General features: G+C 72.9%; 13 protein-coding genes. 7 read left to right on the top strand and 6 right to left on the bottom strand.

The genetic code is table 11. From position 1 onward, the window contains the following. The first annotated feature begins 23 nt into the window (after positions 1 to 23). A complete protein-coding gene (locus DTB53_RS23045; protein ID WP_012381193.1) occupies positions 24 to 1,271 on the top strand; it encodes an MFS transporter in 1,248 nt (415 codons plus the stop codon). Positions 1,272 to 1,335: 64 nt separating this feature from the next. Here DTB53_RS23045 and DTB53_RS23040 read toward each other — a convergent pair whose 3' ends face one another. Beyond that, positions 1,336 to 1,575 (bottom strand): hypothetical protein, encoded by a 240-nt coding sequence (locus DTB53_RS23040; protein WP_012381192.1) that lies wholly within the window; start codon positions 1,573 to 1,575, stop codon positions 1,336 to 1,338. 59 nt (positions 1,576 to 1,634) lie between these two features. Here DTB53_RS23040 and map point away from each other — a divergent pair, with 59 nt between their 5' ends. Both map and DTB53_RS23030 read left to right on the top strand, forming a co-directional pair. Further along, positions 1,635 to 2,492 carry a type I methionyl aminopeptidase gene (gene map, locus DTB53_RS23035; protein WP_012381191.1) on the top strand — a complete coding sequence of 286 codons (858 nt, stop codon included), beginning with the start codon at positions 1,635 to 1,637 and terminating at the stop codon, positions 2,490 to 2,492. 206 nt (positions 2,493 to 2,698) lie between these two features. Then, positions 2,699 to 3,364: a biliverdin-producing heme oxygenase gene (locus tag DTB53_RS23030; RefSeq protein ID WP_003969514.1), complete on the top strand. Its 666-nt coding sequence runs from the start codon at positions 2,699 to 2,701 to the stop codon at positions 3,362 to 3,364. A 159-nt stretch (positions 3,365 to 3,523) separates the two neighbouring features. Here DTB53_RS23030 and DTB53_RS23025 read toward each other — a convergent pair whose 3' ends face one another. The 3 genes from DTB53_RS23025 to DTB53_RS23015 all read right to left on the bottom strand — a co-directional run bounded on the left by DTB53_RS23025 (position 3,524) and on the right by DTB53_RS23015 (position 7,518). Further along, positions 3,524 to 4,201, bottom strand: coding sequence for a PhzF family phenazine biosynthesis protein (locus DTB53_RS23025; protein ID WP_012381190.1), 678 nt, complete (start codon positions 4,199 to 4,201; stop codon positions 3,524 to 3,526). Between the two features lie 116 nt (positions 4,202 to 4,317). After that, complete coding sequence (locus tag DTB53_RS23020) at positions 4,318 to 5,970, bottom strand: HtaA domain-containing protein (protein WP_012381189.1); 1,653 nt, start codon at positions 5,968 to 5,970, stop codon at positions 4,318 to 4,320. A gap of 90 nt (positions 5,971 to 6,060) precedes the next feature. Further along, positions 6,061 to 7,518, bottom strand: coding sequence for an HtaA domain-containing protein (locus DTB53_RS23015; RefSeq protein WP_012381188.1), 1,458 nt, complete (start codon positions 7,516 to 7,518; stop codon positions 6,061 to 6,063). Between the two features lie 135 nt (positions 7,519 to 7,653). Between DTB53_RS23015 and DTB53_RS23010 the strand changes: the two genes are divergently transcribed. The 4 genes from DTB53_RS23010 (at position 7,654) to DTB53_RS22995 (ending at position 11,869) form a co-directional block, all read left to right on the top strand. Then, complete coding sequence (locus DTB53_RS23010; RefSeq protein ID WP_042497303.1) at positions 7,654 to 8,754, top strand: heme/hemin ABC transporter substrate-binding protein; 1,101 nt, start codon at positions 7,654 to 7,656, stop codon at positions 8,752 to 8,754. A gap of 20 nt (positions 8,755 to 8,774) precedes the next feature. Continuing rightward, complete coding sequence (locus DTB53_RS23005; protein WP_042498786.1) at positions 8,775 to 9,884, top strand: FecCD family ABC transporter permease; 1,110 nt, start codon at positions 8,775 to 8,777, stop codon at positions 9,882 to 9,884. Continuing rightward, positions 9,881 to 10,720, top strand: a complete 840-nt coding sequence (locus tag DTB53_RS23000; RefSeq protein ID WP_003969506.1) for a heme ABC transporter ATP-binding protein — start codon at positions 9,881 to 9,883, stop codon at positions 10,718 to 10,720. Before DTB53_RS23005 ends, DTB53_RS23000 begins: the two co-directional genes overlap by 4 nt. A 126-nt stretch (positions 10,721 to 10,846) precedes the next feature. Continuing rightward, a complete protein-coding gene (locus tag DTB53_RS22995) occupies positions 10,847 to 11,869 on the top strand; it encodes an SCO2278 family lipoprotein (RefSeq protein WP_012381185.1) in 1,023 nt (340 codons plus the stop codon). 99 nt (positions 11,870 to 11,968) lie between these two features. Here DTB53_RS22995 and DTB53_RS22990 read toward each other — a convergent pair whose 3' ends face one another. Both DTB53_RS22990 and DTB53_RS22985 read right to left on the bottom strand, forming a co-directional pair. After that, positions 11,969 to 12,715 (bottom strand): bifunctional DNA primase/polymerase, encoded by a 747-nt coding sequence (locus tag DTB53_RS22990; protein ID WP_012381184.1) that lies wholly within the window; start codon positions 12,713 to 12,715, stop codon positions 11,969 to 11,971. 198 nt (positions 12,716 to 12,913) lie between these two features. Next, on the bottom strand, positions 12,914 to 13,136 hold a 223-nt coding region (locus DTB53_RS22985), incomplete at its 5' end, for a TetR-like C-terminal domain-containing protein (protein ID WP_172595288.1).

Below are 13,136 nucleotides of genomic sequence, written 5' to 3'. Positions count from 1 at the left end.
CGTCGGCACGGTTCCGGGCCCTGTTGCCGGACCTCTCCCCCTGGCGCTCGTCGCCGGACTTCCGGCTGCTGTGGGTCCAGGGCCTGATCACGTACTTCGGCAGTTTCATGGCGCTCATCGCGCTGCCGCTCCAGATCAAGGACCTCACGGGCTCCCCGCTCGCGGTCGGGGCGATGGGCGCGGTGGAGCTGGTGCCGCTGGTGGTCTTCGGGCTCTACGGCGGGGCGCTCGCGGACTCGGTGGACCGCCGCCGGGTCATCCTGCTGACCGAGGCGGGGCTCGGGGTGCTCGCCGCGATCCTGCTGGTGAACGCCCTGCTCCCGGAGCCCCTGCTGTGGCCGCTGTACGTGGTGGCGGGCGGGGTGTCCGCGCTCGCCGGGCTCCAGCGGCCCGCGCTGGACTCCCTGATGGCCCGGATCGTGCCGCACGAGCAGCAGACGGCGGCGGCCGCGCTGAACTCGCTGCGCTGGCAGATCGGGGCCATCGCGGGACCGGCGCTGGCCGGTCTGGTGGTGGCGTACGCCGGGCACGGCACCGCGTACGGGGTGACGGTGTGCACGTTCGCCGCCTCCGTCGTGCTCTGTCTGCGGCTCTCCCCCGCCCCGCCGGCGCGGGACGCGCAGAAGCCGTCGCTGCGCGGGATCGTCGAGGGGGCGCGGTACGCCTGGAGCCGGCCGGTGCTGCTGGGGACGTACGCGATCGACATGGCGGCGATGTTCTTCGCCTTCCCGAACACGATCTTCCCGTTCCTCGCGGACGATCTGGACGCGGAGTGGTCGCTGGGCCTGATGTACGCGGCGGGCTCGGTCGGCTCGCTGGTGCTGGGGCTGACCAGTGGATGGACGAGCCGGGTGCGCAGGCACGGGCTGTTCGTGGTGTTCGGTGCGGCGGCGTGGGGGCTGGCCATCGCCGCGGCGGGCTGGTTCTCCAGCGTGTGGGTGGTGCTGCTCTGCCTGGCCGTCGCGGGGGCGGGCGACATGCTGAGCGGGCTGGGGCGGGCGACCATCTGGAACCAGACGATCCCGGAGGAGCTGCGGGGCCGGCTGGCGGGCATCGAGGTGCTCTCGTACAGCGTCGGTCCGCAGTTGGGCCAGGTGCGGGCCGGGGCGATGGCGGGCTGGACGGGCACCCGGTCGGCGATCTGGACGGGCGGGGTGGCGTGCGTGGCGTCGGTGGTGCTGTTGACGGCCGCGCTGCCGAAGCTGGTGCGGTACGACTCGGAGACGGACGAGGACGCGGTGCGGAGGCGGGAGGCCCGGGTGGAGGGGTGACCCGGTCCGGGGCTCCGCCCCGCGCCCCGCTCCTCGAGCGCCGCGGGGGCTGGAAAGGACGTCCTCAATCGCCGGACGGGCCGGAGCGGTCGCCCTTGTCCTCGTCGTGCCACTTGGGGTCGGTGTCCCACTCCAGGTTCCGGTCGCGCGCCGTGTCCATCGCGTGCTGGGCCGCCTCGCGGGAGGTGTAGGGGCCGAACCGGTTCTGCGCCGGGCACTCCGGGCCTTCCTCGACCTTCTTGTGCTCCAGGCAGTAGTACCACTCGCCCGGCTTGCCGACCGTGCGCTTCTTGAACAGGGCCATCGACTGCTCCTTTCCTTGTCGCCATAGTGCCCCCGGGGCCGCTGGTTAGACTCGCTGGCATGTCTGGCCAGTCGCTTCTCGTACCAGGGGAGATCACTCCCGTCCGTTCCGTCCCCGGAAACATCCGGCGCCCCGAGTACGTGGGGAAGCCGGCCCCGACGCCGTACACCGGCCCGGAGGTCCAGGACGCCGACACCGTGGAGCGGATGCGCGTCGCGGGCCGCATCGCCGCGCAGGCGATGGAGGAGGCCGCCAAGCACATCGCCCCCGGGGTCACCACGGACCAGCTCGACAAGGTCGCCCACGACTTCATGGTCGACCACGGCGCGTACCCCTCGACGCTCGGCTACCGGGGGTTCCCGAAGTCGCTGTGCACCTCGCTCAACGAGGTCATCTGCCACGGCATCCCCGACTCCACCGTGCTGCGCGACGGCGACATCGTGAACCTGGACGTCACCGCGTACATCAACGGCGTGCACGGCGACAACAACGCCACCTACCTCTGCGGCGACGTCGACGAGGAGTCCCGGCTGCTGGTCGAGCGCACCCGCGAGTCGCTGAACCGCGCCATCAAGGCGGTCCGGCCCGGACGCCAGATCAACGTGATCGGGCGGGTCATCGAGTCGTACGCGAAGCGGTTCGGCTACGGGGTCGTGCGCGACTTCACCGGGCACGGGATCAACTCCTCGTTCCACTCCGGTCTGATCATCCCGCACTACGACAGCCCGCACGCCACCACGGTGATGCAGCCGGGCATGACGTTCACCATCGAGCCGATGCTGACGCTGGGCACCCACGAGTACGACATGTGGGAGGACGGCTGGACCGTGGTGACGAAGGACCGCAAGCGGACGGCGCAGTTCGAGCACACGCTGGTGGTCACGGAGACCGGAGCGGAGATCCTCACCCTCCCGTAATCACCCCATAACGCACATAACAGGACCCTCCCCTTTCCCTGCGTCTAACCTTTTACCGACAGGCAGTCGGGAACCAGTTGACTTAGGTAAGCCTAAGTAGGAGGATCGGCGTATCGGCACGCGCCGCCGCACCGCTGCGGCGGCCTCTGCCGATATATCCGTCTCTTTCTGGACTTCCCGTCCCCCTCGGTCCCCGGAGGCCCGCCTTGGACGCAACCGCCACCGTCACTCCCTTCTCGACGCTCATCCGCACCGCGTCGCACGAGCAGCACACCGAGGCCGAGACCTCGACCTTCATGAGTGACCTGCTCGGCGGACGGCTGGGAGTGGACGCCTACACCCGCTACACCGAGCAGCTGTGGTTCGTGTACCGGGCCCTGGAGGAGGGCGCGGAGGCGCTGAGCGACGACCCGGTCGCCGGTCCCTTCATACAGCCGGAGCTGATGCGCTCCACCGAGCTGGAGCGCGACCTGGCACACCTGCGCGGGGCCGACTGGCGCGAGGGGGTCGAGCCGCTGCCCGCCACCGCCGCGTACGCGGCCCGGGTCGCGGAGTGCGCGCGCACCTGGCCCGCCGGCTACATCGCCCACCACTACACCCGCTACCTCGGCGACCTCTCGGGCGGTCAGATCATCCGCGACAAGGCGGAGAAGACCTGGGGCTTCGAGCGCAAGGGCGACGGCGTGCGCTTCTACGTCTTCGAGGAGATCACCAACCCGGCCGCGTTCAAGCGGGGTTACCGCGAGCTGCTGGACGCGGTGAACGCGGACGACCTGGAGAAGCAGCGCATCATCGAGGAGTGCAAGCGGGCCTTCGCGCTGAACACCGCGGTCTTCCGCGAACTGGGCGAGGTCTTCCCGCTCAGCGCGTGACGGCGCGCGGGCGCGCACGCCCCTGAACCTGCGGCTCCACCGGCTTCCGGTGGAGCCGCACGCGTGTCCGGGGCACGGACGGCGGCTCCGCGGCGGGACCGGGCCGCGGCGGGTCCGAACCCGGGACGGGCCGCCCCGGGACCGGTTCCCGTGGCGGGATCAGCCTCGGACCGCCATCAGGACGCGGCCCCCGACCTCCACCGTGCCGTCCGGCGCGGGGGCGGTGAGGATCTGGGAGCCGCGGCCCTGGGTGATGTTCAGGGCCCGGCCGAGCCGCGCGCTGAGCAGCAGGGCCGCCGCGCCCGTCGCCTCGTCCTCGACGATCCCGCCCTCCTGCCCGCGCCGGGGGAAGGCCCGCGCCCGGACCCGCCCGGCCGCCTCGTCCTCCCACGCCCAGGCGTAGAGCCATCCCTCGCCGGGCGGCGGGCCCTCCAGCGCCTCGACCTCGGCGGCGCTCCCGTACTGCTGGAGCGTGCGCGGCGGGACCCACTCCGGGCGGGCGGTGATCCAGGTGAACTCCCCGTCCTGGCGCGCGAACACGTCCCCGACCGCCAGCTCCAGGATCTCCAGGTCCAGCAGCCAGGCGGCGCCCACCAGCGGGTGTCCGGCGAACGGCAGCCGGAGCCCCGGGGTGTGGATGTCCACCCGCCCGCGCTCCGGGTCGTCGACGAACACGGTCTCGGCGAAACCCAGCCGCCGGGCGAGGAGTTGCCGGGAGGCCTCGTCGGGGTGGTCGCGTCCGTCGCGTACGACGCCCAGCGCGTTGCCGTACCGGCCGTCGGGTCCGCAGAACACGCGCAGGACGTCGATGCCCCGGGGTACGTCGTAGTCGCTCACGGGGGCATTCAAGCACTGCCGGACGGCGGGACGGGAGTCGGCGGTACGGCGGCGGGGCCGTACCGGGAGGTGAGCTTCCGGTACGGCCCCGGGCCGTGCGGGTGGTGCGGGGTGGATCAGGCGGTGGCGTCGCGACGGCGGCGCGCCGCGATCACGACGCCCGCGCCGGCCGCGACGACGACACCGGAGGCGGCGATCAGGGCGCCGGTCGGGACGTCGGAGCCGGTGGCGGCCAGGGCGCCGGAGCCGCCGACCGTACCGCCGGTGGAGCCGCCGCCGACCGTGCCACCGCCGCCGGTGGTCGAACCGCCCGCCGCGGAGCCGCCGGTGGAGCCCGAACCGCCCGTGGAACCGGAGCCACCGGTGGAGCCGCCCGGAAGCTGGGCGTCCTTGTCGAGGGAGACCACGGCGTTGAGGGCGTCGAGCTGCTCGCCCTGCTGGTAGAAGCCGCCGAACGCCTTGGCGCCGCCCTCGGTGAGCGTCACCGGGATGTCCTTGAGGTTCACGATGCCGCCCTTGGCGGCGAGCGCGCCCGCGGGCACCTTCAGGTCGGCGAAGTCCACGCCGGTCGCCTTGTTGACCTTCGGGTTCGGGTTCGTCCCGGTCGGGAGCGCCTTGGAGGAGACGTCGGCGACGAGCTTGCCGGAGGTCCCCTCGACGTCGACCTTCAGGTTGCTGAGGGAGAGGTCGAGTTCGTACGCGCCGGCCTTCTCGTGGCCGAGGAAGCGCACCTGGCCCTGGAACGCGGCGTTCAGCGTGTTCTTGTCGGCGTCCAGGTGACCGGTGGCCCCGCTGAAGCGGTAGACGTCGCCCGCGGTGGTCGCGCCGCCGCTCGTCTCGACCTTGCCGCGCGCGATCGGACCGACGACGTAGGAGCGGAACTTCTCCTTGACGCCCCAGTTCAGGGTGCCGTCGACGACCGGACCGCTGACGGGCGCGGCGGTCTCGGAGGCGGACGGCGACGGGCCGGTCGTCGGCTCCTTGGACGGGTCCTTCGACGGGTCCTCGGAGGGCTCCTTGCTCGGGTCCTTGGACGGGTCCTTGGAGGGCTCCTTGGACGGGTCCTTCGACGGGTCGTCGCTCGGGTCCTTGCTCGGGTCCTTCGACGGGTCCGGGTCGGGCGCGGCGGTCTTGACCGTCAGGGTCGCCGCGTCGAGCGCGGAGCCCTCCGCGTAGAAGCCGCCGAAGGCGTCCACGCCGTCGGCGGTCAGCTTGGCGGGGATGTCGGAGAAGACCATCGCACCGCCCGCGCCGCCGCCCCGCTTGGCGGCCGTCATGTCGAGCGCGGCGATGGAGGCGTCGTTCTTGGTGACGACGGAGCCGTCCCGCTTCTTGCTGCTGAAGTCGGCGGTGATGGTGCCGGTCTGGCGGCCCGTGCCGACCTTGATGTCGCTCAGCTTGACGTCGAGGACGCCCTCGTGGCCCTCGAACCGGACGCCGCCCTTGAACGCGGTCCGGGATTCGTGCGTCCCGGTGTCGTAGGTGCCCGTGCCCCCGGTGAAGGTGAACACACCGTTCCCGGCGTCCTGCTTGGCGCCGTCCGTGACCGTGATACTGCCGTGGGCGATGGGGCCGATCACGTACTTGCGGAAGTCCGCGTGAATGCCCCAGTCCAGCGTGCCGTCCACCAGGTCCAGCTTCGGGGCGGCCGTGGGCGCGGCCCCGGAGGCGTTGTCGGCGGCGAGGGCGGGGAGGGCGAAGGTCGCGCCCAGGACGGCGGCCGTGGCGACGGCCGCGGCGAGGGCTATGGGGCGGCGGGTTGCTGCCATGTCGGTGGGTCTCCTTGCGGAACGGGGGGAGGGGGAAGAGAGGCGTGGGGGGAGGGGGTGACGACCCATAAGGCGCTCATGGGTGCCGGGTCAGGAGGTCTTGGGGGCGTCGGGGCCCGGGGTGGCGTCGGGGCCTTGCGCGGCACCGCGGCGGCGCAGGCCGAAGAAGGCCCCGGCCGCGACGAGCAGCAGCACACCGCCGCCGACGGCCGCCCAGGTGCCGGCGCCCGGGCCGGAGTCGGAGGAGGCCGCCGACGGTGCGGCGGAGGGCTCCTCGACGGCCTTCTCCGTGGGCTCGGCGGCGGCCGTCGGCTCGCTGCCGAGGTCCGGCAGCGCGGGCAGTCGGGCCTGGTCGTCGACGGCCACGGCGAGCGAGACCGGGTCCATCGCGGTGCCCGCCTTGTACATCGAGCCGAACGCCTTGGCGCCCTCGGCGGTGAGGGTGGCGGGGGCCTCGGTGAGGGCGGCGAGGCCGTCCTTCGGTGCGAAGTCCTCGGCGGCGAAGGTGATGAGGGGGACGTCCTCGGTGGTGGTGCCGGCGCTGGTGACGTCGGCCGACAGGGTGCCCTCGCCCTTGGCGACGGCGACGGTGACGCCGGCGAACTTCAGGTCGAGGTCGTGGGCGCCGGTGAAGCGGATGCTGCCGCCGAAGTCGGCGTCCAGCGTCTGCTTCTTCGCGTCGTACGTCCCCGTGCCCCGGGGGAAGCGGAACAGGGCGCCGCCGTCCTGGGCGCCGTCGGCGAGCGTCCACTCGCCCTGGCCGATGGAGCCGGTGACGTACTCGCGGAAGGTGCGGCGTACGCCCCAGTCGACAGCGGCGTCCTCGAAGCGGCCGGCCTTCTGCTCGTCCTTCTTCGCCGCCTTCTCCTTCCCGTCCTCGTCCTTCTTCTTCTCCGGGGCGGACGGCTTCGGCTGGGCGGCCGCGCCCCGGGTGTCGACGGAGAGGCTGATCGGGTCGAGCGGGGTGCCCGCGGTGTAGTAGCCGGCGAACGCGGAGGCGCCCTCGGCGGTCAGCGTGGTGGGGACGTTGGTGAGGGCGATGGGGGTGGAACCGCCCTTCATGTCGATCCCGCCGAGGCCGAGCCTGGCCAGCGGCACCTGGGAGCGGTTGGAGACCTTCCCGGTCCCCCGCTCCTTGCTGACCATGTCCGCGTGGAGCATGCCGCTGCCGCCGCTGATCCGGATGGTGGGGCGGCTGATCGTGAGGTCCAGCTCGTTGCTGCCGTCGGCCTTCTTGTGGCCGGTGAAGTGCACGCCGCCGGAGAAGCCGGAGTCGAACGCGCCGGTGGCCGGGTCGTAGGAGCCGGTGGCCGAGTGGAAGCGGAACTGGCTGCCGCCGACCGTGGCGGCGCCGCCGGTCAGGCTCCAACTGCCGCTCGCGATGGGCCCGGTGACATAGCTCTGGAAGGAGGACTTGATGCCCCAGTCCAGTCGGCCGCCCTGCACCGTGCGGCCGGCCGCTTGTGCGGTGGCGGCGGGGAGCAGGGCCCCCAGCAGTACCGCGAGGAGCGCGACGGCGAGCGCGCGGGTGGATCTGGACGACGGCATGAGGACCCCTCCGAGGACTGGATGCTCAGGTAAGGCTAACCTAAGGTATTCCCAGCCCCGGCCGGAACCCCCTCCGGTCACGCCGTTGCCGGCGAACGGCCGACCGCACGCCGCAGAACGACAGGACGGTGCCCCGTGCACATCTCGCAGGCCTTCGCCACGAGGAGCCCCCAGGGCTCCGACGGCCCGGACGCCGGACGGACTCCTCCCCGTCGCACGGCCCGGGGCAGGGCGACCGCCGCCCTCACCGCCGCGGTCGCCCTCGCCCTGGTCCTGACCGGCTGCGGCGGAGGCGGAGGGAGCGACTCGGCGCCGAAGTCCGCCGGGAGCAAGGCCGACGTCGACCGGGTCGAGCCGCTGGCCGCGGCGCCCGCGCCGAAGCTGCCGGTGACGGTCGGCTCGGCGGACGGCACGGAGGTCACCATCGACTCCACCGACCGGATCGTGCCGCTGACCGGGTCGCTGAGCGAGATCGTCTTCACCCTCGGCTTCGGCAAGCAGGTGGTCGCCCGGGACATCACCGCCACCTTCGAACAGGCCGAGAAGCTCCCCGTGGTGACCCGGGCCCACGACGTGTCGGCGGAGAGCGTCCTCTCGCTGAAGCCGACGATCGTCCTCGCCGACACCACCACCGGGCCGGCCGAGGCGATCGACCAGATCCGCGACGCGGGCATCCCGCTCCTCGTCGTCGAACCCGCCAAGGAGCTCGCCGACGTCGGCCGCCGCATCGACACCGTCGCCGAGGCCTTGGGCGTACCGTCCGCGGGCACGGAGCTCAAGGAGCGGACCGAGGCCCGGATCGCCGCCGTCCAGAAGTCCATCCCGGACCACGAGGACGGCGAGAAGCCCCGGGTCGCCTTCCTCTATCTGCGCGGCTCGGCCTCCGTCTATCTGCTGGGCGGTGCCGAGTCCGGGGCCGGTTCACTGCTGGAGGCGGCGGGCGCGGTCGACGCGGGCAAGGAGTCGGGGCTGGACAAGGACTTCACCGCCATCACGAGCGAGGCGCTGGCCAAGGCCGCGCCGGACGCGATCCTCCTGATGACCAAGGGGTTCGAGTCGGTCGGCGGCATGGACGGTCTGGTGAAGATCCCCGGCATCGCGGAGACCCCGGCCGGGATGGACCGCCGGATCGTCACCGTCGACGACGGGGTGCTGCTCAACTACGGGCCGCGCACCGACCGGGTGCTCGCCGAGATCGTCGAGCAGCTGTACGCGAAGGGCGGCACGGGCCGGTGACCACCTCGTACGACGGACCGGTGACCACCTCGCACGAGGCACGCGCCGGGACCGGCCCGAAGTCCCCGGGCGACGGAGCGGACGGCGCCGCGCCCCGGTCCCCCCGGAGCAGGACCTTCGTCCTCACCGCCGCACTCGCCCTCGCCCTGCTCGTCGGCTGTCTGCTGTCCGCGGCGATCGGCGCGTACTCCATTCCGCTCGGCGACGTCCTGTCCTCCGTGCAGCACCGGATCGGGCTCGGCGGCCAGGAGTTGGACCGGGTCGGCGAGAGCGTCCTGTGGAACGTGCGGCTCCCCCGGGTCGCCCTCGCGCTGCTGGTCGGCGCGTCGCTGGGCTGTGCGGGCGCGCTGATGCAGGGCGTGTTCGGCAACCCGCTCGCCGAGCCCGGCGTGATCGGCATCTCGGCGGGCGCGGCCGTGGGCGCGGTCGCCTCCATCGCGCTCGGCCTGAGCTTCTTCGGCAACTGGACCATCACCGTCTGCGCGTTCGTCGCCGGACTCATCACCGTGCTGCTCGTCTACACCCTCTCGCGGTCCGGCGGCCGGACCGAAGTGGTCACGCTGATCCTCACCGGCATCGCCGTCAACGCCTTCGCGGGTGCGCTGATCGGCCTGTTCATCTTCTTCGCGGACAACGCGCAGATCACCCAGATCACCTTCTGGCAGCTCGGTTCGCTCTCCCAGGCGACCTGGCCCAAGGTGCTCGCCGTACTGCCGTGCGCGCTGGCGGGGCTCCTCATCGCCCCGTTCTACGCCCGCAAGCTGGACCTGCTGGCCCTCGGCGAGCGGCCGGCCCGGCACCTGGGCGTGGACGTGGAGCGGCTGCGGATCGTGCTGGTGCTGGTGGTGGCGCTGCTGACGGCCGCCGCGGTCGCCGTCGCCGGGATCATCTCCTTCGTCGGGCTGCTCGTCCCGCACCTGCTGCGGATGGCCAACGGCCCCGGCCACCGTTTCCTCGTCCCGGGCAGCGCGCTCGGCGGCGCCCTGGTCCTGGTGGCGGGCGACCTCGCGGCCCGTACGGTGGCGGCCCCGGCCGAGCTGCCGCTCGGGGTGCTGACCGCGCTTTTCGGCAGCCCGTTCTTCTTCTGGCTGCTGCGCAGGACCCGTCGTAAGCAAGGTGGTTGGGCATGAGGACGCTGAGAGACCTGTTCGCGGTACGCCCCCGGGAGCTGCCTGCGCCCGTGGCGCCCGGCTCCCCCGCCGTCGCGGCGGTCGGGCTTTCGGTCCGGCTCGGGCAGCGGCTGGTGCTGGACTCCGTCGACCTGACCGCCCACGCCGGTGAGGTGGTCGCGCTGGTCGGGCCGAACGGCGCGGGCAAGTCGACGCTGCTGGCGGCGCTGGCCGCCGACCTGCCCGCCGGCAGCGGCGAGGTGCGGATCGACGGGCGTCCGGCCGGCGGCTGGTCTGCGCCCGAACTGGCTCTGCGCCGCTCGGTGTTGCCGCAGTCGGCCGTGCTGTCCTTCCCGTTCCCGGTGGAGGACGTCGTACGGATGGGGCGGGCGCCCTGGACGGGTACGGACCGGGAGGGCGAGGACGACGCCGCGGTGGCTGCGGCGATGGCGGCCACCGAGGTGACCCGGTTCGCGGGCCGCCCGTTCTCCGCGCTGTCGGGCGGCGAGAAGGCCCGGGTGGCGCTGGCCCGGGTGCTGGCGCAGCGGGCCCCGCTGATGCTGCTCGACGAACCGACCGCCGCCCTGGACCTGCGCCACCAGGAGCTGGTGCTGCGGATCTGCCGGGACCGGGCCGCCGCCGGGGACGCGGTGGTGGTCGTGCTGCACGACCTCGGGCTCGCCGCGGCGTACGCCGACCGCGTCGCCGTCCTGCACGAGGGGCGGATCGCCGAACTGGGTCCGCCGGACGAGGTGTTCAGCGGCGAACTGCTCGGAGAGGTCTACCGCCAGCCGGTGGAGGTCTTCCCGCACCCCCGTACGGGCAGGCCGTTGATCGTGCCGGTGCGCGGGGTCTGACGCGGCCTCGGCCGCCAGGTCACGGTGTGGACGCTGTATCGGTCCCCGTCCGCACGCCGTCCGCCGCCCCCGGTAGGGTTTCGACGGTCAGTGCGGGCGACGGATCAGAAGGCGCGGAAGCAGCGGATGACGAGACACCCTGGGCTGGGCCGGCTGACGGCGGGGCTCGCGACGGCGACGGTGCTGTGCCTGACGGCGAGCGGCTGTGTGACGGTGCACGGGGAGCTGGAAGTGCTGCCCGGGGCGAAGAAGCCGGAGGCCGCGCAGGCGCTGAAGGACTTCACCGACGCCTACAACGCGGCGGACAAGGCGTTCGATCCCGCGCTGGACGCGGACCGGGTGACGGGTTCGCTCGGTGCGATCAACCAGGCCGGGCTGAAGGCGCGCCGGACGTACAACCCCGACGGCAACAAGGCGCACGAGCCGCTGGTGCTGGACGACGCGACGTACGTCGTTCCCAAGAAGGCGGGCTGGCCGCGCTGGTTCCTCGCGGACACCGACTCCAACCGGGACGAGGACGGCGGGAAGCTGGACACCCGCTGGCTGGTGGTGTTCGTGCGGTCGGGCCCCGACGCGCTGTGGAAGGCGTCGTACCTGGCGGTCGTCCCGTCGTCGGGGGTACCGGAGTTCGCCCGGGACGAGGACGGGTTCGCCACGCCGGTGGAGCCCGACGACGACGGGCTGGCCGTGGCGCCCGCGGAGCTGAGCGCTTCGTACACGGGCTATCTGCAGAACGGCTCCCCCGACGTGTTCACGCCCTCCACGTCGACCTCGGGCTGGCGCGAGACGCGCCGCACCACGCGGCGGGCGGGGTTCTCGTACCAGTACGTCGACCAGCCGCTGACGCGTGCGGCGTTCGCGCCGCTCGGGCTGCGCACCGAGGACGGCGGGGCGCTGGTCTTCTTCAGCAGCAAGCACTTCGAGCGGCAGACCGCGGCGAAGGGGCTGCGGCCCGAGGTCAACGCGGATGTGAAGGCGCTGCTCACCGGCGAGGTGAACAGCAGTCTCACCAAGGAGCGGATCTCCAGCCAGCTGGTGCACGTCCCGCCGCGCGCGGGGGCGGCGGGCTCGGAGTCCGGCTCCGGCTCCGGCGGCAAGGTGCGGATGCTGAACCGGCTGCCGGGTCTGGTCGCGGCGAAGGGCGAGTAGCGGCGCGGGCCGCCACGCCGCCGACGGTCCGGGACTCCGGGCCCGCTCTCGAAACGGTCCCGGGCTCCGGCCCGGGCGCCGTCGCACGCGGACAGCGGCTCAGCGGCTCAGCGGCCAGGCGATCGCGTCGTGGTCCAGCTCGCTCTGCTCGGCGCTGCCCGCGTACCGCGCGCAGGCGTCGGTGAGGGTCTCCAGCAGGGTCAGCGGATCGGGCAGCTCGTGCTCGGGGCCGCGCACCCAGCGGACGTCGAGCTCACCGGGGAGGCGGGCGGGCGGCAGCAGGACGTAGCTCCCCCGGCAGTGCCAGCGCAGGCCCGGATGGGCGTCCATGGTCTCGGGGTGGCAGTCCAGCTCACAGGGCCACCACTCGTCCTCGTCCTCGGGGGTGCCCCGGGTGGCGGTGAAGAAGAGCATCCGGTCCTCGCCGGACTGGGCGACCGGGCCGACGTCGATGCCGGCGTCGAGAAGGCGCTCCAGGGCGCCGCGTCCCGCGGTGAGGGGGACGTCCAGCACGTCGTGGATCATGCCGGTGGCGGTGATGAAGTTGGCCAGGGGCTGGCTGTCGGCCCAGCGCTCGATCTGGCCGCGGTCGGTGGTCGACTGCGTCTGCCAGGCGAAGGAGACGGGGTGTCGGGCGGGGGTGGGACAGCCGATGCGTTCGCACGAACATCGGTATCCGAGGGGGTGGGCGGCGGGGGCGATGGGCATGCCCGCGTCGGCGACCGCCAGGAGCAGCCCGACCCTGGCCGACTCGTCGGTGTCGGCCCCCGGTGATTTGGGACGTCGCCGCAGCCACTGGGAGATCCTGCTCTCTGTGCCGCGGAAACGGCCGGAATCGGCGCCCATCTATCCCCTCACCTCAGCAGTTCACCTCAGCGTTGCCTGTCCATGGTCGCACCATCCTGCGGTTCGGGTGGCCAGAGTTCACCAGCGGGGCCGTGTACCACCGCACCGAGTGAGCACCATCACGCCCGATGTCACCCCATATCGGACGTCTCCGGCCATGGGCGGCGCACCCCGGGACTCTCGCCGGGCCCCCGGGGGTCACGGGCGCGGGGTGAGCCCGCCGAGGGTGTAGTCGACGATCGCGTCGGCGTAGGCGTGGGTGAGCGGGAGGGTCCGCAGCAGCCAGCGGTGCATCAGCGGGCCGATGAGGAGTTCCAGGGCGATCCGGGGGTCGGCGTCGGCGCGCAGCTCCCCGGCCTCCTGGGCGGCCCGCAGCCGGGTGACGTACAGCGCGAGCTGTGGATCGAGCAGCTTCGCGACG

Source organism: Streptomyces griseus (assembly GCF_900460065.1).
Classification (GTDB): domain Bacteria; phylum Actinomycetota; class Actinomycetes; order Streptomycetales; family Streptomycetaceae; genus Streptomyces; species Streptomyces griseus.
Note: the sequence above shows the minus strand (reverse complement) of the source record. Positions and strands in the feature narration are given on the sequence as shown.